21 protein-coding genes are annotated in these 20,881 nt (G+C 34.3%); 20 read left to right on the top strand and 1 reads right to left on the bottom strand.

The window, feature by feature from the left end; genetic code table 11:
• Nucleotides 1-125: 125 nt before the first annotated feature.
• From CN925_RS19275 to CN925_RS19185, 19 genes are all read left to right on the top strand, one after another.
• On the top strand, nucleotides 126-1,070 hold the full coding sequence (locus tag CN925_RS19275) for a DNA-directed RNA polymerase subunit alpha (RefSeq protein WP_056467484.1): 945 nt from the start codon (nucleotides 126-128) through the stop codon (nucleotides 1,068-1,070).
• A gap of 84 nt (nucleotides 1,071-1,154) precedes the next feature.
• Nucleotides 1,155-1,517 carry a 50S ribosomal protein L17 gene (gene rplQ / locus CN925_RS19270; RefSeq protein WP_056467487.1) on the top strand — a complete coding sequence of 121 codons (363 nt, stop codon included), beginning with the start codon at nucleotides 1,155-1,157 and terminating at the stop codon, nucleotides 1,515-1,517.
• A gap of 113 nt (nucleotides 1,518-1,630) precedes the next feature.
• Nucleotides 1,631-2,473: an energy-coupling factor ABC transporter ATP-binding protein gene (locus CN925_RS19265; protein WP_098848442.1), complete on the top strand. Its 843-nt coding sequence runs from the start codon at nucleotides 1,631-1,633 to the stop codon at nucleotides 2,471-2,473.
• Nucleotides 2,449-3,315: an energy-coupling factor ABC transporter ATP-binding protein gene (locus tag CN925_RS19260; RefSeq protein WP_098848441.1), complete on the top strand. Its 867-nt coding sequence runs from the start codon at nucleotides 2,449-2,451 to the stop codon at nucleotides 3,313-3,315. The genes CN925_RS19265 and CN925_RS19260 overlap by 25 nt, the downstream gene beginning before the upstream one ends.
• Nucleotides 3,312-4,106, top strand: coding sequence for a cobalt ECF transporter T component CbiQ (gene cbiQ, locus CN925_RS19255; protein ID WP_098848440.1), 795 nt, complete (start codon nucleotides 3,312-3,314; stop codon nucleotides 4,104-4,106). The genes CN925_RS19260 and cbiQ overlap by 4 nt, the downstream gene beginning before the upstream one ends.
• Before the next feature lie 12 nt (nucleotides 4,107-4,118).
• Entirely contained in the window at nucleotides 4,119-4,862 is a 744-nt protein-coding gene (truA, locus tag CN925_RS19250; protein ID WP_098848439.1) for a tRNA pseudouridine(38-40) synthase TruA, read from the top strand.
• Between the two features lie 158 nt (nucleotides 4,863-5,020).
• Nucleotides 5,021-5,458, top strand: coding sequence for a 50S ribosomal protein L13 (rplM, locus tag CN925_RS19245; RefSeq protein ID WP_088014592.1), 438 nt, complete (start codon nucleotides 5,021-5,023; stop codon nucleotides 5,456-5,458).
• Nucleotides 5,459-5,479: 21 nt separating this feature from the next.
• The gene (gene rpsI / locus CN925_RS19240; RefSeq protein WP_056467505.1) at nucleotides 5,480-5,872 is read left to right on the top strand and encodes a 30S ribosomal protein S9; all 393 of its coding nucleotides are present in this window, start codon (nucleotides 5,480-5,482) and stop codon (nucleotides 5,870-5,872) included.
• A gap of 335 nt (nucleotides 5,873-6,207) precedes the next feature.
• Nucleotides 6,208-7,479 (top strand): cation:dicarboxylate symporter family transporter, encoded by a 1,272-nt coding sequence (locus tag CN925_RS19235; protein WP_098848438.1) that lies wholly within the window; start codon nucleotides 6,208-6,210, stop codon nucleotides 7,477-7,479.
• An 18-nt stretch (nucleotides 7,480-7,497) separates the two neighbouring features.
• Nucleotides 7,498-8,934 carry an aspartate ammonia-lyase gene (gene aspA / locus CN925_RS19230; protein ID WP_098848437.1) on the top strand — a complete coding sequence of 479 codons (1,437 nt, stop codon included), beginning with the start codon at nucleotides 7,498-7,500 and terminating at the stop codon, nucleotides 8,932-8,934.
• 232 nt (nucleotides 8,935-9,166) lie between these two features.
• On the top strand, nucleotides 9,167-10,861 hold the full coding sequence (locus CN925_RS19225; protein WP_098848436.1) for an NAD-dependent malic enzyme: 1,695 nt from the start codon (nucleotides 9,167-9,169) through the stop codon (nucleotides 10,859-10,861).
• Nucleotides 10,862-10,999: 138 nt separating this feature from the next.
• Nucleotides 11,000-12,289 carry an ATP-binding protein gene (locus tag CN925_RS19220; RefSeq protein ID WP_098848477.1) on the top strand — a complete coding sequence of 430 codons (1,290 nt, stop codon included), beginning with the start codon at nucleotides 11,000-11,002 and terminating at the stop codon, nucleotides 12,287-12,289.
• Nucleotides 12,286-13,218: a response regulator gene (locus CN925_RS19215; RefSeq protein WP_098848435.1), complete on the top strand. Its 933-nt coding sequence runs from the start codon at nucleotides 12,286-12,288 to the stop codon at nucleotides 13,216-13,218. The genes CN925_RS19220 and CN925_RS19215 overlap by 4 nt, the downstream gene beginning before the upstream one ends.
• 248 nt (nucleotides 13,219-13,466) lie before the next feature.
• Nucleotides 13,467-14,762 carry a phage portal protein gene (locus tag CN925_RS19210; RefSeq protein ID WP_180233025.1) on the top strand — a complete coding sequence of 432 codons (1,296 nt, stop codon included), beginning with the start codon at nucleotides 13,467-13,469 and terminating at the stop codon, nucleotides 14,760-14,762.
• A 163-nt stretch (nucleotides 14,763-14,925) separates the two neighbouring features.
• Nucleotides 14,926-16,194: a saccharopine dehydrogenase family protein gene (locus CN925_RS19205; RefSeq protein WP_098848433.1), complete on the top strand. Its 1,269-nt coding sequence runs from the start codon at nucleotides 14,926-14,928 to the stop codon at nucleotides 16,192-16,194.
• Nucleotides 16,195-16,335: 141 nt separating this feature from the next.
• Nucleotides 16,336-16,767: a DUF2521 family protein gene (locus CN925_RS19200; RefSeq protein WP_098848432.1), complete on the top strand. Its 432-nt coding sequence runs from the start codon at nucleotides 16,336-16,338 to the stop codon at nucleotides 16,765-16,767.
• A gap of 58 nt (nucleotides 16,768-16,825) precedes the next feature.
• Complete coding sequence (cwlD, locus tag CN925_RS19195; protein ID WP_098848431.1) at nucleotides 16,826-17,536, top strand: N-acetylmuramoyl-L-alanine amidase CwlD; 711 nt, start codon at nucleotides 16,826-16,828, stop codon at nucleotides 17,534-17,536.
• Between the two features lie 99 nt (nucleotides 17,537-17,635).
• Entirely contained in the window at nucleotides 17,636-18,697 is a 1,062-nt protein-coding gene (locus CN925_RS19190) for an Mrp/NBP35 family ATP-binding protein (RefSeq protein WP_098848430.1), read from the top strand.
• Nucleotides 18,698-18,889: 192 nt separating this feature from the next.
• Complete coding sequence (locus tag CN925_RS19185; RefSeq protein ID WP_098848429.1) at nucleotides 18,890-19,477, top strand: KinB-signaling pathway activation protein; 588 nt, start codon at nucleotides 18,890-18,892, stop codon at nucleotides 19,475-19,477.
• 21 nt (nucleotides 19,478-19,498) lie between these two features.
• Here the strand turns inward: CN925_RS19185 and pdaB are convergent, their stop codons facing one another.
• The gene (gene pdaB / locus CN925_RS19180) at nucleotides 19,499-20,266 is read right to left on the bottom strand and encodes a polysaccharide deacetylase family sporulation protein PdaB (RefSeq protein WP_098848428.1); all 768 of its coding nucleotides are present in this window, start codon (nucleotides 20,264-20,266) and stop codon (nucleotides 19,499-19,501) included.
• Nucleotides 20,267-20,425: 159 nt separating this feature from the next.
• Here pdaB and CN925_RS21430 point away from each other — a divergent pair, with 159 nt between their 5' ends.
• A complete protein-coding gene (locus tag CN925_RS21430; RefSeq protein ID WP_180233024.1) occupies nucleotides 20,426-20,602 on the top strand; it encodes a hypothetical protein in 177 nt (58 codons plus the stop codon).
• Nucleotides 20,603-20,881 lie beyond the last annotated feature (279 nt).

Below are 20,881 nucleotides of genomic sequence, written 5' to 3'. Positions count from 1 at the left end.
TGATATATGTTTGGCAAATATTAACAGACATCTCTTGTTGTGCACAATTAGGAACTGCCTAATAGGGACTTTCGGTTAGCATCGTCTAACCGAGGGTTTCGACGTTTTGAAGGAGGGTTTAAAAAATGATTGAAATCGAAAAGCCGAAAATCGAAACGGTTGAGATCAGTGACGATTCCAAATATGGTAAATTCGTTATTGAACCACTTGAGCGTGGATATGGTACAACGCTAGGTAACTCCTTACGTCGTATCCTTTTATCCTCACTTCCTGGTGCCGCTGTAACAGCTATCCAAATTGATGGCGTGTTACATGAGTTCTCTACAGTTGAAGGTGTTGTAGAAGACGTTACAACAATTATTCTTAATGTTAAAAAACTAGCTCTGAAAATTTATTCAGACGAAGAAAAAACATTAGAAATTGATGTACGCGGTGAGGGGCCAATTACTGCAGCCGATATTACGCATGATAGCGATGTTGAAGTTCTAAATCCAGATCTTCATATTGCAACTCTTGCTAAAGATGCTCATTTACGTATGCGTCTAACTGCTAGACGTGGACGTGGATACATCCCTGCAGATGGTAACAAGAGAGAGGATCAAGCAATAGGTGTTATTCCTATCGACTCGATTTACACTCCAGTGTCTCGTGTCACATACCAAGTTGAAAATACACGTGTGGGACAGGTTTCAAATTTCGATAAGTTAACACTTGATGTTTGGACTGACGGAAGTATTGGACCAAAAGATGCAATTGCACTAGGTTCAAAAATTCTAACTGAACACTTAAACATTTTTGTAGGTTTAACTGACGAAGCTAAAAATGCAGAAATCATGGTCGAAAAAGAAGAAGATCAAAAAGATAAAGTCCTTGAAATGACGATTGAAGAACTTGATCTTTCTGTTCGTTCATATAACTGCTTAAAGCGAGCTGGTATTAATACCGTACAAGAGCTTGCGAATAAGACAGAAGAAGACATGATGAAAGTACGTAACTTAGGTCGTAAGTCTTTAGAAGAAGTAAAACATAAGTTAGAAGAGTTAGGTCTTGGCCTACGTAAAGAAGACTGATTGTAGCTTCGATAAAGGGAGAGGCGTTCTCTTCATGTCTATATGACCCAATTTTGATACTACTTACAAAGGAGGGAACTAGAAATGGGATACAGAAAATTAGGACGTACAAGTTCACAACGTAAAGCTATGTTACGTGACTTAGCTACTGATTTAATTATCAACGAACGTATTCAAACTACTGAAACTCGTGCGAAGGAGTTACGTTCAGTTGTTGAAAAAATGATTACATTAGGTAAACGTGGAGACTTACACGCTCGTCGTCTAGCTGCTGCTTACATCCGTAATGAAGTTGCTAACGCTGAAAACGGTCAAGACGCTTTACAAAAATTATTTGCTGACATCGCTCCTCGTTACACTGAGCGCCAAGGTGGATACACTCGTATCGCAAAAATTGGTCCTCGTCGTGGAGACGCAGCACCAATGGTTGTTATCGAATTAGTTTAATATTCGTATACAAAAGGGCTCGACGTTTCTTGTAAACATGTCGTTGCCCTTTTTTTCTGTTTACTTTTAGACTATTATATATCTATAAACAATGAGAAATTATAGGTGAACAAATGAGAAAAGATAGTATTAAAGTAGATAACATATCTTTTAAATATCCACAGGCACAAACAAATGCAGTTCATTCTGTATCATTTAATATAAAAGAAAATGAATGGGTTGCTATTGTAGGTCGAAATGGTTCTGGAAAATCAACATTGGCTAAACTTTTAAATGGGCTAATATTACCTGAAGATGGTCAAATCGTGATTGATGAGGAAGTTAGCTTATCAGAACAGACAATTTGGGACGTCCGAAAGAAAATAGCGATGGTATTTCAAAATCCAGATAATCAGTTTGTAGGTACGACAGTAATAGATGATATTGCATTCGGATTAGAAAATCACGGGATTGAGAAAGAAGAAATGGATCGTCGAATTGAGGATGTTTTAAACATTGTTAATATGAGCGAATTTGTACTTCATGAGCCACACTCTCTTTCGGGTGGTCAAAAACAAAGAGTAGCAATAGCAGGTGCTTTGGCAATTCAACCAAGTATATTAATATTAGATGAGGCTACATCGATGTTAGATCCATTTGGTAGAAAAGAAGTAATCGAGACCATTCGTGATTTACATAAAGAAATTAATATGACTGTTATTTCAATTACTCATGATATAGAAGAAGCAATACATGCAGACCGTATTTTAATTATGCATGATGGTCATTTAGTTCAAAGCGTTACTCCAGAAGAACTATTAAAAACAGAATTTTCTTTAGAGTCGCTTGGATTAGTATCTCCTTTTACAAATAACCTTTCTAGTTTATTAATTGAAAAAGGTTTACCTTTGAGACAAGACCATCTAGAGCAAGAAAGCTTGGTGAGCGAATTATGCAAATTACTTTTGAAAAAGTAGGCTATACTTATCAGCCGAAAACACCTTTCGAGCATCGTGCTCTTTATGATATTGATGTTACGATACCTGATGGGTCATATTATGCTGTAATTGGTCATACAGGCTCAGGTAAATCTACTTTTCTTCAACATTTAAATGGCCTCTTACAACCAACAGAGGGCATTGCCAAAATAGATGATATTACCCTTTTTTCAGATAAGAAAAACAAGAATTTGAAGTCATTAAGAAAAAAAGTAGGATTAGTTTTTCAGTTTCCTGAGCAGCAATTATTTGAAGAAACGATAGAGAAAGATATTTGCTTTGGTCCAATGAATTTTGGTGTATCTGAAGATGAAGCTAAAAAAAGAGCGAAAGATTTAATTGAAAAAGTAGGCTTAAGTGAAGAATATTTAATGAAGTCACCTTTTGAATTAAGTGGTGGTCAAATGAGAAGGGTTGCTATTGCAGGTGTTTTAGCAATGGAACCAGAAGTTTTAGTTTTGGATGAACCTACTGCTGGTCTTGATCCTAGTGGTCAAAAGGCTTTAATGGATATGTTTTACCAGATGCATAAAGAAAAGGGTCTGACGATCATTTTGGTGACTCATAGTATGGAAGATGCAGCGCGATATGCTGATACGATCCATGTGCTCCAAAAAGGGACCACGTATTTAAAGGGAAGTCCTTTAGAAGTGTTCTCCTATGAAAAGGAACTAGAGGAAATAGGATTACAAATTCCACTTTCGTTAAAATTTCACCAAGAGCTAAATAAAAAATTAGGCATTAATGAAAAAGCTACAAGTTTAACAATCGAACAACTCGCTAATTACATTGCGAATCTTTATAATGGGGAAACAAAATGAATAGTCTAATTATCGGAAAATATATTCCAATCGATTCACTTATTCATCGTCTAGATGCTAGAGCAAAACTTCTAACAATGTTCATTTTTATTTGTATCGTTTTCTTTGCAAATAATTTTATAACATACGGTATTTTATTTTTATTTTCAATCGGATCAGTATTGCTATCAAGAGTACCTCTTAATTATTATTTAAAAGGATTAAGAGCAATCTGGTTGTTAGCTGTGTTTACATTTTTATTACATGTTTTTACAAATAAAGAGGGACCACTTATTTATCATTTTGGATGGGTTGAGATTCATAAAGAAGGAATTATTCAAGGTATTTATATATCTTTGAGATTTTTTCTATTAGTTTCAATTACTACTTTACTGACATTAACAACAAATCCAATCGAAATTACAGATGGGCTTGAGTCATTATTTAATCCATTTAAAAGGTTTGGCCTACCTGTGCATGAAATGGCTTTAATGATGTCAATTTCACTACGATTTATTCCAACGCTTATGGAAGAGACCGAAAAGATTATGAAGGCACAATCGTCTCGAGGAGTGGATTTCTCTTCAGGACCTATAAAAGACAGGTTAAAGGCATTAGTTTCTTTACTTGTCCCATTATTTATTCATTCATTTAAACGAGCTGAGGACTTAGCAGTTGCGATGGAATCCAGAGGTTATCAAGGCGGAGATGGAAGAACAAAGTTTCGTGTTATGAAGTGGCATTTACGGGATACAGCATGCTTAGTTGTATTACTTTTATTATTTTTATTATTATTGTTTTTACGTAAGTAATGGAGATACGTTATGAATCGAATTAAATGTATAATTTCATATGATGGCACATTATTTAATGGCTACCAAGTACAACCTAATCAGAGAACAGTTCAAACGAGTATTGAGACAGTTCTAACAAAGATGCACAAAGGTAATCCAATAAGAATCCATGCATCTGGAAGGACAGATACGGGAGTGCACGCAGTAGGACAAGTAATTCATTTTGATAGTGAATATGTACTGCAACCAGAACAATGGAAAAAAGCATTAAATGCACAATTGCCTAAAGATATATATGTTAGATGTGTAGAAATCGTCGATGATAATTTTCATTCGAGATTTGACGTTATTCGAAAAGAATACCGTTATTTTATTTGGAATGAAAAAGACGAAAATGTTTTCTCTAGAAACCATCATTATTTTTTTCCTCATGAGCTAAATATTATAAAAATGCAAGAAGCATTAGATTGCTTACTAGGTACTCATGATTTTAGTTCCTTTTGTGCATCAAATACCGATGTAAAGGACAAAGTACGAACGATATATAAAGGAACTATTAATAAAACTGATCAGGGGATTGTCATTGCTCTTGAAGGAAATGGTTTTCTTTATAATATGGTGAGAATAATTGTTGGAACATTAATTGAAGTGGGGCAAGGAAAGCGTGATGTAAAAAGTGTTAAAAACGCATTATTAGCACGTGACCGAGCCAAAGCTGGCAAGACTTCACCGCCTAATGGACTATTTTTATGGAAAGTTGATTATAACAACTAATCCTGGTGTAACATTTGCTTGACATTAGAAGGTATAAAGTTTAATATTAAATACGGTATTGTTTTAAGAACCACGATTAGCCCCGGAACCAGTCGTGTTAAAGATAAACAATAAAAACAATTTTACTTTATGTATATTGTATTAGGAGGAAAATTAGAATGCGCACAACTTATATGGCAAAAGCTAGCGAAGTTGAACGTAAGTGGTTTGTTGTAGACGCTGAAGGAAAAACTTTAGGTCGTCTTGCAACTGAAGTAGCTACTTTACTTCGCGGTAAGCACAAACCAACTTTCACACCACACGTTGATACAGGTGATAACGTAATCATCATCAATGCTGAGAAAGTTGAATTAACAGGAAACAAATTAAACGATAAAATTTACTACCGTCATACAATGTATGCTGGTGGTTTAAAAGAGCGTACAGCTTTAGAAATGCGTACTAACTACCCAGTTAAAATGCTTGAGTTAGCTGTTAAAGGTATGCTTCCAAAAGGACGTCTTGGACGTGCTCAAATTAAAAAATTACACGTGTATGCTGGTAACGAGCATCCACACCAAGCACAAAAACCAGAAGTTTACGAACTTCGCGGATAATTATAAAAGGAGGGCATTCACATGGCACAAGTACAATACTATGGCACAGGACGTCGTAAAAGCTCAGTAGCTCGTGTACGTTTAGTTCCTGGCGAAGGACGCGTTATCATTAACGGTCGTGATTTTGAAGATTACATCCCATTCGCTGCATTAAGAGAAGTTGTTAAACAACCACTTGTTGCAACTGAAACTTTAGGTAGCTATGATATTTTAGTAAACGTTAACGGTGGTGGATACACTGGTCAAGCTGGTGCAATTCGTCACGGTATCTCTAGAGCTTTATTACAAGTTGATCCTGAATACCGCGGAACATTAAAACGCGCTGGATTATTAACTCGTGATGCACGTATGAAAGAACGTAAAAAATACGGTCTTAAAGGTGCACGTAGAGCTCCTCAGTTCTCAAAACGTTAATTTTTATTTATACGTTCAAAACTCCTCTCCACTTTGTGGACAGGAGTTTTTTTCTATTTGAATTCCACAAATTTTAATCCCTCCCTCTCAGCTTACTTCCTTTTCTTTATAATTGTTGTCTGTCCGTTTTTATTTTTGAATACCGCGTTTTTACATGCACTTCTTTTCAGTAGGTCTTCCCATTGTATAAAATTGTCAATTATTTAGCGTTTTTGAAACTTTTTATAATTATTTTAAATGTGTTTGTAGGTTTTTGTATTGTTTTGTAGGTTTGCATATAGAATTAGTTAAGTATTTCATTACAATGTATGAAAGCGTTAACAAGGGGGATTTATATGAAGAAATTTGGTTTAGCTACACAGATCTTCGTTGCTCTTATATTAGGTATTGTTGTAGGAGCTTTAGTATACGGAAATGAAAAGGCAATATCTTATATTCAACCGATTGGTGATATCTTTATTCATTTAATTAAAATGATCGTTATGCCAATTGTAATTTCAGCTCTTATAGTTGCCGTAGCAGGTGTAGGGGATATAAAGAAGTTAGGAAAACTTGGAGGAAAAACACTTCTTTATTTTGAAGTCATTACGACGATTGCACTAGCAATTGGATTGCTTGCAGCAAATTTATTCCATCCGGGAAAAGGAGTAGATATGAGTCATCTGCAAAAAGGTGATATTTCAGCATATGAACAAACAGCAACTGCAACACAAAAAAGTGGCTTTGCAGAGACACTGGTTCATATTTTCCCAAAAAATGTGTTTGAATCAATGGCACAAGGTGATCTACTACCGATTATTTTCTTCTCTGTACTGTTTGGCTTAGGTGTAGCAGCGATTGGAGAAAAAGGAAAGCCTGTTCTTGGATTTTTTGAAGGTGTATTAGAAGCGATGTTTTGGGTTACAAATCAAGTTATGAAAACTGCTCCGTTTGGGGTATTTGCATTAATTGCAGTAACAGTTGCAAAGTTCGGAGTAAGTACTCTATTACCACTTGGTAAACTTGTTGTAGCTGTTTATATCACAGTGGCATTTTTTGCTATTGTTATTTTAGGTATTAATGCTAAAATGACAGGGACGAATATTTTTACACTAATGAAGATTTTAAAGGAAGAGTTGATTCTTTCTTTTACAACAGCAAGTTCAGAAGCAGTATTACCTAACATTATGAAAAAAATGGAGCAAATGGGTTGTCCAAAAGCAATTGTATCGTTTGTTATACCGACAGGGTACTCGTTTAACTTAACTGGTTCAGCGATTTACCAAGCTCTTGCTGCATTATTTGTTGCTCAGATGTACAATATTCACATGTCGTTTATGGAGCAGGTAACATTGTTATTTGTACTAATGCTTACATCAAAAGGTATGGCCGGTGTCCCTGGTGCATCGTTCGTAGTAGTACTAGCTACACTAGGTTCAATGGGATTACCTTTAGAAGGTATCGCATTAATTGCAGGTATTGATCGTATTTTAGATATGGTTCGTTCTGCAGTAAATGTATTAGGAAACTCATTAGCAGCCATTACGATGGCGAAATGGGAAGGCGAATACGATAAAGATAAAGCGCGACAATATATTGATTCTGTTAAAGAATCAAAAGTTGCGTAAAGATGGGAGAAAAAACAAATGGCGGCTACTGAAATTAAACCAAACATACGCATTGAAAAAGATTTTTTAGGGGAAAAAGAAATTCCTGCAGATGCCTACTATGGTGTCCAAACATTACGCGCAGTTGAAAATTTCCCTATTACTGGTTATAAAATTCACGAAGAACTAATTAAAGCTTTAGCAATTGTAAAGAAGGCAGCAGCACTTGCTAACGTAGAAACAAAACGCCTTTATGAGGGAAATGGAAATGCGATTGCAGAGGCAGCTCAAGAAATTATTGAAGGTAAATGGCATGATCAGTTCATTGTAGATCCTATCCAAGGTGGAGCAGGTACATCAATGAATATGAATGCAAATGAAGTAATTGCAAATCGTGCGCTTGAAATACTAGGTAAAGAAAAAGGTGACTATTTCTGCATTAGTCCAAATACCCATGTAAATATGTCGCAGTCTACAAATGATGCATTCCCAACTGCAATTCATATTGCGACTTTAAATATGTTAGAAAAATTATTAAAAACAATGAATTATATGCGTGATGTATTTGATTTAAAGGCAAAAGAATTTGACCATGTAATTAAAATGGGCCGTACTCACTTACAGGATGCAGTACCAATTCGTTTAGGACAAGAATTCGAAGCATACTCTCGTGTTCTTGGTCGTGATATAAAACGTATTGAACAATCTCGTCAGCACTTATATGAAGTAAATATGGGGGCTACAGCGGTTGGAACAGGTTTAAATGCAGATCCTCGCTATATTGAATTAGTTGTAAAACAATTAGCTGAAATAAGCGGCCTATCACTTGTTGGAGCTGAGCATCTTGTTGATGCTACTCAAAACACTGATGCTTACACAGAAGTATCAGCTGCTCTAAAAGTATGTATGATGAATATGTCTAAAATTGCGAATGATTTACGTTTAATGGCTTCAGGCCCACGTGCAGGTCTTGGTGAAATTTCATTGCCAGCACGTCAACCTGGATCATCAATTATGCCAGGTAAAGTAAATCCCGTAATGGCAGAACTTATTAACCAAGTTGCATTCCAAGTAATCGGAAATGACCATACAATCTGTTTAGCGTCTGAAGCAGGGCAATTAGAATTAAACGTTATGGAACCTGTTTTAGTATTTAATTTACTTCAATCAATTAGCATTATGAATAACGCATTCCGTGTATTTACAGATAATTGTTTAAAAGGAATTGAAGCTAATGAAGACAGAATGAAGGAATATGTAGAAAAGAGCGTTGGTCTAATAACAGCTGTTAATCCACATATCGGTTATGAAGTTGCTGCAAGAATAGCGAGAGAAGCAATTCTAACAGGAAAGCCAGTACGTGAACTTTGCTTAAAATATGACGTATTATCAGAAGAAGAGCTTGATCTAATTTTAGATCCGTTTGAAATGACTCACCCTGGTATTGCTGGTGCAGTTCTTTTAGAACGTCAATAAATCATTTAGTCAGACTGCTGATAAATGCTTACTTTTTATGCTGCTTTGTTTGTTTGCAGTGCTTATACTGCCATGTATATAAATTTAGCGCTGCTACTAGTATTGCACGTAGGAAGTAGGTTACTTTTTGGCAGTCTGACAATTAATGATTACAAAGTGAAGGGCGAATAGCCCTTTTTTGCTTAACTAAAAAAGATAAACATAAATAATATGGAAAAGGGATGGGATTTATATGCATAAATTCAAGGTAGGTTCGAATGGAGAAGTGGAGACTACCTTGCGAGGTGCCGAATTATTAGGTGTTCCAATGCTTAATAAAGGAGTTGCATTTACTCAAGAGGAACGAAATGAATTAGGTTTAACAGGATTATTACCGCCAGCTGTACTAACGCTAGAAGAGCAAGCAAAACGAGCTTACGAGCAATTCTCGTCACAACCTACTGATTTGCATAAAAATGTTGCATTATCAGCTTTGCATGATCGTAATGAAATATTATTTTACCGAGTATTAACTGATCACTTACCTGAAATGCTTCCGGTTGTTTATACGCCAACAGTTGGTTTAGCAATTCAACGTTATAGTAATGAATATAGAAGACCTCGTGGTTTGTATCTTTCTATTAACGAAGAAGATGGTATTGCGCAAGCATTTGATAATTATGGGGCAAATGCAGATGAAATTGATTTAATCGTTATTACTGACGGTGAAGGAATATTAGGAATTGGTGACTGGGGAGTTGGCGGAATTAATATCGCAATTGGTAAATTAGCAGTTTATACAGCTGCTGCGGGTATTGATCCAGCACGAGTATTGCCAGTCATTTTAGATGTTGGTACTGATCGCGAAGAGCTATTAAATAATCCATTTTATGTTGGTAACCGTCATCCTCGCGTTCGCGACAGTCGATATGAAGCGTTCATTGATAAGTTTGTAAAAACTGCAGTAGAGAAATTCCCAAGTGCTTTACTTCACTGGGAGGATTTTAGCTCTAAAAATGCAAGAAATATATTAGATAAGTATCGTCACCAAGTTTGTACTTTCAACGATGATATTCAAGGCACGGGAGCTGTATCACTAGCAGCCGTACTAGCAGCAGTAAAGGCATCTGGTATTCCATTAAGCGAACATCGTGTAGTTGTATTTGGTTCAGGAGCAGCGGGTATCGGGATCGCTGATCAAGTTCGTGATGCAATGGTACGTGAAGGTCTTTCATTCGAATCAGCAAACCGTAGATTTTGGTGCATTGACCGAAATGGATTGATTGCAGAGGATATGGAAGGGTTATTCGACTTCCAACAACCGTATGCACGCCCAATCGAGGAAAATAATTCAGGTGCAAGCCTAGCTGACGTAGTAAGCGAAGTTCATCCTACGATCTTAATTGGTACTTCAACTGTTGCCGGTGCTTTCACTGAAGAGATTATTAAAGATATGGCGGCACATGTTGAAAGACCTGTCATTTTACCGATGTCAAATCCTACACCACTTGCTGAGGCAAAACCATCTGATTTAATCAAGTGGACTGAAGGAAGAGCTTTGGTAGCAACAGGAAGTCCTTTTGCTCCAGTAACTTATAACAAAACAGTTTATGTAATTGGTCAATCAAATAATGCGCTTATTTTCCCAGGTCTAGGACTTGGAACAAATGTTTCACGTGCTAGTATTATTACTGATGGAATGTTTGCAGCGGCTGCCGAAGCTGTAGCGGAAATGATCGATGTAAGTAAATTAGGTGCACCATTACTACCACAAATCGAGAATCTACGTACTATTTCAGAAGTAGTTGCGATTGAAGTAGCAAAAGCAGCAGTTGCTGACGGTGTAGCTCGTGTTGTACACGACGATATTGAGCAAGCTGTACGAAACGCAATGTGGGAACCTGCATATCGACCGATTAAAGCTACTAAAGAATTGGTCACTATATAAAAACCAAAAATACAGCTTGTATCATCAAGCTGTATTTTCTTATGAAATTTAGTAGTATGGAGGATCATTGTGTTAATAACAACAAGGCGATATACTAGTAGCAAAAATCAGGAAGTGGCGGATTTGGGATCAAAAGGAATGCAAGGTAAAGATTTTTGGATTGTTATTGCACTTATGGTTATTGTTCCGATAGCGGGTGAACTGAACTTTCATCCATTTGATAATATATTTCGAGTTAGTTTTGGAACCCCAATTTTTTTCTTTTCTTTATTATATTTTAGGAAGTATCATTCTGTTTTAATAGGACTCTTAATAGGCATATCTGTCTTCGTATTCCGAGTTGGGCTAGATTGGTTAGTATTGCCAGATTTTAATTTTGCCTCAGCTTATTCAGTCAGATTTCCAACTTTTTTATATTATGTTTCATATTCTGTTTTCTTTTATTTATTGAAGGTAAATCGGTTTCAGCACCCGATACTAATAGGGATTTTTGGTATTACGATTGAGATTACCTCTAGTTTAATCGAGTTAATACTTCAACTTTATGGTGTAGGAGCTTCACTTACTATAGAAGAGTTAAACAAAATCATCATTATTGCTGTGTTTAGAAGTTTTTTTGTATTAGCATTTATCAATATGATGAAACTTTACGAGCTAAAACTGAAGGAATCGCAAATACGTAAAGAAAATGAAAATATGCTTATGCATTTATCTAATTTGTATGTAGAGTCTGTTTATTTGAAAAAGACGTTACAAAATGCCGAAACAATCACAAAAGAATCCTACAATTTATATCGAGACATGAGTAAGTATAAACAAGATTTAGGAGTTCCGATTGAAGAATGGGGGAGCAAATCTTTAAGGATTGCAGGAGAGGTACATGAAATAAAAAAAGATAACCAAAGAATTTTCGCTGGTCTTTCTAAACTGATTACAAGTGAAAGTTTACCTGAATATATGAATGTAAATGATTTAGTAACAATGATTATCCGGATTAATCAAAAATATGCAGGTATGCTAGGAAAGAAAATTGAATTTGTTTCTCAAATAAAGGGACAGCATCCGCACTACCATATCTACCTAATGCTATCATTTATTAATAATTTAGTTGCGAACGCAGTTGAAGCCATAGAACAAAAAGGGACGGTTGTCTTATCAATTGAAAGAGTTGAAGATTGGATTGAATGTAAGGTGATTGATAATGGACCAGGAGTTCCGTCAAAAAATATGAAGCTTATTTTTAAACCTGGATTTACTTCTAAATATAGCGAAGATGGAAACCCATCAACGGGAATCGGTTTATCCTATATTAAAGAAATGGCAGAAGAACTGGGAGGAGAAGTTGTTCTCAATCAAAAAGAGAGTGAATGCATTTTTACGATTCGACTACCTATTGGAGCTCTCGCCTTAGAAAGGGTGAATTTATGAAATTTTATATCACGGATGATGATGAAGTCTTTCGATCGATGTTATCACAGATCATAGAAGATGAAGAGTTAGGTGAAGTTGTTGGTGAGGCGGAAGACGGATATTTTTTAGATGCAAATACGCTTGAAGTCAATCAAGTTGATATTTTATTTATCGATTTATTAATGCCTCTTCAGGACGGTATAGAAACAATTAGGAGAATGGGATCTTCATTCAAAGGTAAGATTATTATGATTTCCCAAGTGGAGTCTAAAGAATTAATTGGAGAAGCTTATTCTCTTGGAATTGAATATTACATTACTAAGCCTTTGAACAAAATTGAAGTAATATCAGTCGTTAGAAAGGTCTTGGAGCGTATTCGACTAGAACAATCGATTTTTGATATTCAAAAATCATTAAGTAATGTTTTCAATGTAAATGCAATCAATCAACCTAAATCGATGACTGATAAAAAGAAGATTACGGATTGGGGACAGGTTCTATTATCGGAACTTGGTATAGCTGGAGAAAATGGGAGCAAGGATTTACTTGATATGCTCAATTACCTATATGAATATGAAACGAATTATGGTCTAGAGGCAGGATTTCCTACACTTAAGGATATATACACTCATATCAGTTTGAAAAAGCTAGGGATTGTAAATTCTCAAGAAGACGTTGAGCGGGAAAGAAAATCATCAGAACAACGAGTTCGGAGAGCGATTTACCAATCTTTAAACCATATGGCATCAATAGGACTGACAGATTTTGCAAACCCTAAATTTGAAAATTATGCTTCAAAATTTTTTGATTTTGAAACAGTTCGTCAAAGAATGAGTGAATTGAAACAAGCATCCTTGACTTCATCATCACACACTCGCATTAATGCAAAGAAATTTATACAAGTTTTATACTTTGAATCAAAACAGCTTTTAGTTGAAAGATATTAAAAATAAATTTTGTTAGCCCTCATATGATTTTAGTGAGGGTCTTTTTGTGCACGATTACTTTCTAGAATAAACTAAATAGTAAACTCATATCTTAAAACGATAAAAATTAAAGAGTTTTAATAATTCATTCTAAAATGTAGCATAGAAGAGTTTTGAAAGAATAAAATAATATACCATAATAAATTATACCAATGGCCATCTAGTTAGGGGGGATTTATATTGGCTTAATCGATTGGATAATGGGGAAAATGAATTTTCAATCAAGTACTAGTTCTTTTGAGTTATTAAATGATGAAGGGGATGGCCAATTAACATTAGGCGATACATTATTTAAGAATGATGTGATCAGGGCATGTATTAGACCTAAAGCTAATGCGATTGGTAAACTAAAAGTAACACATGTTAGAGAAAACAATAGAGAATGCAAGATTAACCCTGACCCCTGGATTTATAATGTACTGCAAGAACCAAATCCCTTTATGTCTAGACAATTACTTTTAGAGAAGATGGTAACGCAACTTGATTTAAACAGTAATGCGTTTGCATTTATTAAGCGAAATGATTTTGGTTATCCTACCGCTATTTTTCCTATTCCTTGTACAAAAGTTGAAGTGCTCGAAAATAATCAGGGATTAATATTTTTAAAATTCACATTCAAAACGAAAAATGTATTAATTTTACCTTATAGCGATATCATTCATTTAAGACAAGATTTTAATAGTAATGATCTATTTGGCACGCCCCCGTATGATCCTTTACTACCGTTATTAGAAGTGATTGATTCGGTAGATGACAGTATTGTTGAAAATGTAAGTAAAAACCGCTTTATATACTGGTTATTAAACTTTAAAGAAGTACTAGATCAAGAAGATATGATTACGAATACGAATGAGTTTGTAAACAATTATATGAAATTTACTGGAGATGGTGTAAAAGCAGGTTTTTCAGAGCCAATCTATACACTACAACAAGTACCCGTAAGTAATTATGCTCCAGAGGCACAAAGAACGAATGATGCAATCAGACGAATCTATAGTTTTTTTAATACGAACGAAAAAATTGTTCAAAGTACATTTAATGAGGTTGAATGGAATACTTACAATGAAGCCGTAATTAATCCTTTAGTCATCCAGCTAAATAATGAGTTTACACGCAAATTCTTTACCCCTGCAGAACGAAAAAATGGTAATCGTATTGTTTTTGAAGCATCTAATTTAGAATTTGCATCTATCACAACAAAATTAGCCTTTACAGTTATGGTAGAAAGAGCTTCTCTAACACCTAACGAATGGCGCTCTTTGATGGGGCTTGGGCCAATTGAAAGAGGAAACGTTCCACTTCTTAAAAATGATACTGCCCCAATCGATCAAAAAGAACGTGATAGGGAATTTGAATTACGTGTTGAAAGAGAAAAGAAACGCGAAGAAGAAATTGAAAAATGCAGACAAGAGTGTATAGAAGAGTGCAAAAAATTTAAAGAGTTTTGTATGGAAGAACAAAAGAAACTTTTAGAGAAACCAGAACCAGACGATAAAAATACTTAAATAGAAAAATGAGAAGCTTTTAACTAGTTATTAGTTAGGCTTTTTTTCAATTAAAAAGATAACATAGGTTATAGATCGACAGGATACTTGTCCGAACACTTTTTCTATTGGTTCATATAGTAAAGTAATAGCTAAAATTAAACCAATTTATGGAGTTGTTTATATGTTTGAAAAAGATGCGATTATTACCCTATTAGGTAGTTCTGGCGGAGTAGCAAAGGCAGTACTTTCTATATTTAATAAAGCGGCAAAGGATCAAAATGATCCGATTTATCTAATAATGAAAAATGCCAAGTTTCATTTAATTGATTTGAAACAAAAAGATATAACTTATTTTGAAAGGATTATCCCTAACCTAATAGAAAAAGTTACGTTTCATGAAATGAATGTTAATAATAGTGAATTAATGAAAAAACATCTTATAGAGAGTAATACAGTTATTGTAGTTGATGTTTCTAGAGCGGATTCTGTTGAAATGTTGCGCTGTTGTAATGAGTTTGGTGTGAAGTATGTCAACACAGCTTTAGAAAGTGAAATAGTAGATGAAGATGAAAGTATTAGTTCCGGGTTCCCGCTTAAAGAACGTTTACGTATCTTCGAGGAAAATAAACGAAAGTTTAAAAATACTACAGCCATTATTGGTTCAGGGATGAATCCTGGAATTGTACAATGGATGGCAATCGATTTAATGAACCAATTTCCTTCCGAAAAACCTCTTGCATGTTATATTGTTGAACATGATAATTCTTTTTATGAAAACCCTTCACTAGCTCAAAAAGAAACAATATACACCACTTGGTCCCCAGATTGCTTCCTAGAAGAGGCAGTCACAAGCTTTCCTATGTTTGTTAAACAAAATATTCCAATCTTCTTGTATGATGATGTTTATTCTGTCGAATTTAAAGTAACATTGGGCGAAAAAGTCTTTTATGGCTGTCTTATGCCACATGAAGAAGTATTTATTATTGGCAAATTGTTTAACATAGAAAGTGGTTTTGTGTATCGTGTTAATGAGCATACAACGAATCTAATTAGAAATAATTTAAAAAACACTGACGAAATATTGGGTTTTGATAAAAAGCTTCTAGATCCTTCAACAGCTCCATTAGTAGGAGAGGACGTAGTTGGAGTTTTACTCGTGTATGAAGATAAAGAGCGCTATATCTATAATGTAATGAACAATAAAGATTCATTTGCAAATTACGGTACAAATGCAACCTATCTTCAAGTCGCATGTGGAGTATATGCAGGAGTTGCTAGTTTATGTTTGGATACTGTAGTAAATGGTGCCTACTTTGTAGATGAATTAGTACTAAATACAAATAGCAAATATGGTCAGTATTTAAAATATCATATGCCGCAGTTTGTATACGGAGAAAATGAAAAAAGTGATGGTTTACTTTTACAAAGAATGAAATCATTCAATGATTAAAAATGAAGAGGGAGGGAATTTTGTGACCCCTCTTTTTTTATTAGCTTAAGTTTTTATTTTTTTATGGAAGAAATTAAGTATGTAGTTTTTGAATGAAGCACACCTTTTCGTCTTAGACTATGGCTACGGGGAGGTTTCATCATGAATCTAATAACAAATTTCCGAGAAAAAAGAAGAGAAAAGCAAATTAAATTTGAAAAGAGCTTATTAAAAGAACTAAAAATAATGCAATTAAAAACCCAGTTAAAGGATTCATTTTCCTACTGTATAGACGCAGACATTAACCAAAGAAAAGCAAGAGAAGATTATTGTTTAGAGTTAGCGGTGGAAACATACTTATTGGGTGCAAGATATAGCCGATTTGGTTTTTACGGTGAACCAATCGAAAATGTTAAAAGAAGATCAGCTAAAGAATCTGAATGGTTAGCGTATTTATTTTATTCATCCGTATTTGGTCGCAAGGATGATATTCAAACAGAACCGTTTGATAAATGTAAGTCTTTTTTAAATAATTGGTGGTTAGATGGATATGTAAAAGGAGAAAGAAGACACAGACTTCGTTTATCAAAGTAAGTCATATTCTTCCTAGTTGTCCCATATATTTTTTATAGGACAATCAGGGGGAGAAAAAATGAAAAGATGGCATTTAATCGTTATCATTGTAACCTTTGTTTTTTTGATTTTGAGTATACCTTTTCTACAAAAAACTTCAAAGACCTGGAATTTTAGAGGACTACCTTTAGACGGAAAAGTGATTGTTTTGGATGCTGGGCATGGTGGACCAGATGGAGGTGCTTCTGGTGGAGATGTTATTGAAAAAGTTGTTGCTCTATCAATAACAAACAAACTGAGGGATTATTTACAAGGTCAAGGTGCAACGGTTATTATGACAAGAGATGGAGATTACGATCTAGCAGAGGATGGAATGAAAGGGTATAGTAGGAGAAAAAGCGTGGATTTAAGGAAAAGGGTAGAAATTATTAATGGATCGAACGCAGACCTATACATATCAATTCATTTAAACTCCTTACCAAGAACATCTTCAAAAGGTGCACAAACATTCTTTTATGGTTCATTAATTGAAAATGAACGATTTGCAAAATACGTCCAAGCTGAGTTAAGAGAAAGTCTAAATAATACTCATCGATTAGCGAAAATTATCAATCATGTTTACTTGATGAAATATGCTAAAGTACCAGGTGCGCTTGTAGAAGTGGGCTTTTTATCAAATTATGAAGAAAGTCAGCAGTTAAGAGATGATGAATATCAAGATAAACTTGCTGCAGCTATATATAGAGGGGTTATTAGGTATTATACAGATAAAAATGAACCGCCGAATTAATCGGTGGTTTTCATTTTTACTAACTAATTCATCTTACTTAGGACTTACTATGTTACATGTGTTATACTATTTAGTATATTAAGATAACGAGGTGTAAATATGCTTACCAATGAACAAGTATTATCACTTTTAGGCACGATTAATGAACCATTTTTAAATAAATCATTAGAAGAATTAGATGCTGTTAAAGAAATTTCGATAAAAGAAGAGAAGAAACATGTAAGCGTTAAAATTGCGTTATTGAAAACTGGCACAGCAGAACAAATGCAAATTCAAACACAAATTGTTCAGTTATTAAAGCAGAATGGCGCTGATACAGTTGGAATTCGATTTACTGAATTTACAGATGAAGAAAAAGGTCAGTTTATTGGAGACAACCAAGATAACTCAACACTTTCACTATTAGATAATAAAAAAGTACAATTTTTAGCAATCGCAAGTGGAAAAGGTGGAGTAGGTAAATCTACTGTTTCTGTGAACTTAGCAGTTGCTTTAGCAAGATTAGGTAAAAAAGTAGGTATAATCGATGCTGATATTTATGGCTTTAGTGTACCGGATATGATGGGAATTACGACAAGACCTGTAATCAGAGGAGAGCGTATCATTCCTGTTGATCGTTTTGGAGTGAAGGTCATTTCAATGGGATTCTTTGTAGAAGATAATTCACCAATTATTTGGAGAGGTCCAATGCTTGGTAAAATGCTTCAACAGTTTTTCACAGAAGTTGAATGGGGAGATTTAGATTATTTATTACTAGATTTACCACCAGGTACTGGGGATGTAGCATTAGATGTTCATAGTATGTTACCATCTTGTAAGGAAATAATTGTTACGACACCACATCCTACAGCTTCAATTGTTGCAGCTAGAGCGGGAGTAATGGCATTAAAAACAGATCATGAAATAATTGGTGTTGTAGAAAATATGAGTTATTTTGAAAGTAAAAAAACTGGCGAAAAAGAGTATGTTTTTGGTAAAGGTGGAGGAGAAAGGCTTGCAAAAGAGCTTCAAACTACTCTTTTAGGACAATTACCTTTACAACAGCCTGATTGGGATGAAGAGGACTTTGCTCCTTCAATATATGATAAAGACCACCCAACTGGTAAAATCTATACGTCGATTGCTAAGCAAGTAGTCGAGAAAATCGTATTAAATAAATAATAAACTATACCCTTTTAATTTGTATGCTTGTTTTTTGTTAGCGATGGTGATCGTATGGCCATTGCTAATATTTAGACATGAAATAAATTATAAGGGTATTTATATTGATTAAATAGTTAATAAAGTTTTATATGAATCGTTAATTTTAGAAGAAAAGCAGAAGCTTTGTGAAAACGGGGGATTAAGAAACGAATGACGAGTCGGAAATTGGTTCGATTATTTTTTACAACTTTACTAGTTGGTGGAATTGCAACAATCATAACGGGTATTCTTTATGGGTATAAGGAGTATTTAAGTTACATTCAAGATGGTAGATTTATTAAAATACTAGTTGAAGTATCATTTTTATTTATATTGGGATTAGTATTCAGTGCAGTAAGTCAGATGGGATTCTTTGCATATTTGACAATACATAGATTCGGATTAGGCTTATTTAAATCATTATGGAATTCTGTTCAAATAATATTAATTATATTAGCGTTATTTGATTTAGCATATTTTCGATTTAAAGAGTATGCGAATGGAGAAGCTTTTACTGTCTATTTAATTTTTCCAATAGTGCTTTTTGTAGGTAGCTTGATTGTTTCTTATATAAAAATGAACGAAACGAACAAAGGGGCGTTTATCCCAGCATTATTTTTTATGATTGTCGTTACAATCGTTGAATGGGTTCCTGCATTAAGACAGAATGATCTTTCGTGGTTAATTCTAATGTTAGTACCATTATTTATTTGTAATACGTATCAGTTATTAACTCTACACAAAATACTAAAAAGCTAAGAGGAATTTCTCTTAGCTTTTTTATTTAACAATTTTAATATTTGTTTTAGTATTAGATATCATTTGAGAAACAGTTATGTTTTTATATCCTTCGTCTTTTAAATAGGACCAAATTAATGGCAAAGCTTTTGGTGTTTGAAGTGCTGAATCACTTGCATGAAGCAATATGATGTCTCCCGGGTCGGTATTGTCTTCTACGCTTTTCACAATTTTATTTGTTCCAGGATTTCTCCAGTCCTCAGTATTAATGCTCCAATGAATGACAGAAAGGTTGTTCCGTGCAGCAAGCTTGATAACTTCTTTATTATATTCTCCATTTGGGGGTCTAAATAACTTCACGTCTTTTACGCCTAGACGATTAAATACTTCTGCCGAATGATTTAAATCTCTTTGCATTTCAACTGGAGTTAATTGGGTGTAGCTTTTATAACGATATCCAAGTGTCCCAATTTCGTGACCTTGCTTAACGAGCGTTTCAACAATTTCTGGATGTCTCTCTGCCCATGATGCCGATAAGAAAAAAGTTGCATTCGTAATGTTTTGATTTCGTAATACGTCTAATACTTTAAGTACATTTTCATCGCCCCAACTTATATCAAAAGTAAGAGCTACATTTTTTTGTGTGGCATCACCTTTGTAAATAGCCATTGGCCCTTTGTTTGTAGAAAAAGTTGAAAATGTTTTAGGTGCTTGTATATAAACTAAGCAAGCTGTGAAAAATGCAATAATAGTAATTAAAGAAAATTGCTTTAGTTTTCTTTTTGAAGTGATGTAAAAGTAAAAAAGCATAAAATCGCCTTCTTTCTTGTCCAAGTTCTTATATAAAGGATATGAGATTAAGTAAGCTTGTATGCTATAAAAAGAAAGATTAAATGTTTTAAGTATTAGCACAATAAAATTGGGACTTTTTAAAATTGCAGTATTCGAAAGTACAATGGAGTGGGGTTTATGTTTGGAATACTTCTAAAAAAGGAGCATGTATTAGAGATCGAATCGCTCATAATTCGCTCACTATATGAATTAGAGAAAGAGTTATCAGCAAATAATTTAAATGAAAGAGTAAAAAATGAAATGGTCCAAAAGAAGAAAATCTTATATGACGTGTATAATAGATTACCGCTATAGGTAAATTCTCTTTAATGAATGTATGGAGAGTAATAAGCATTATTACTGTTTACTTTCGCAATCATGTGAGCTTTTTTAATTAATTCATAAAAAAGATTAAAAAAAAGTAATTTTTGTGTTGACGTTATATTTGGATACGTGGTATATTATTTCTTGTCTTCAACGACAACATAAACTGATTCAACAAATTAAAAAAAATTTTTAAAAGTGTTGACAGGCTATGATGTAAAATGATAATATTAAAAAGTCGCTTGCGAGCGATGAAGTGAACTTTGAAAA

The sequence above is a fragment of the Bacillus sp. AFS055030 genome, from assembly GCF_002574545.1.
GTDB lineage: Bacteria > Bacillota > Bacilli > Bacillales > Bacillaceae_G > Gottfriedia.
Note: the sequence above shows the minus strand (reverse complement) of the source record. Positions and strands in the feature narration are given on the sequence as shown.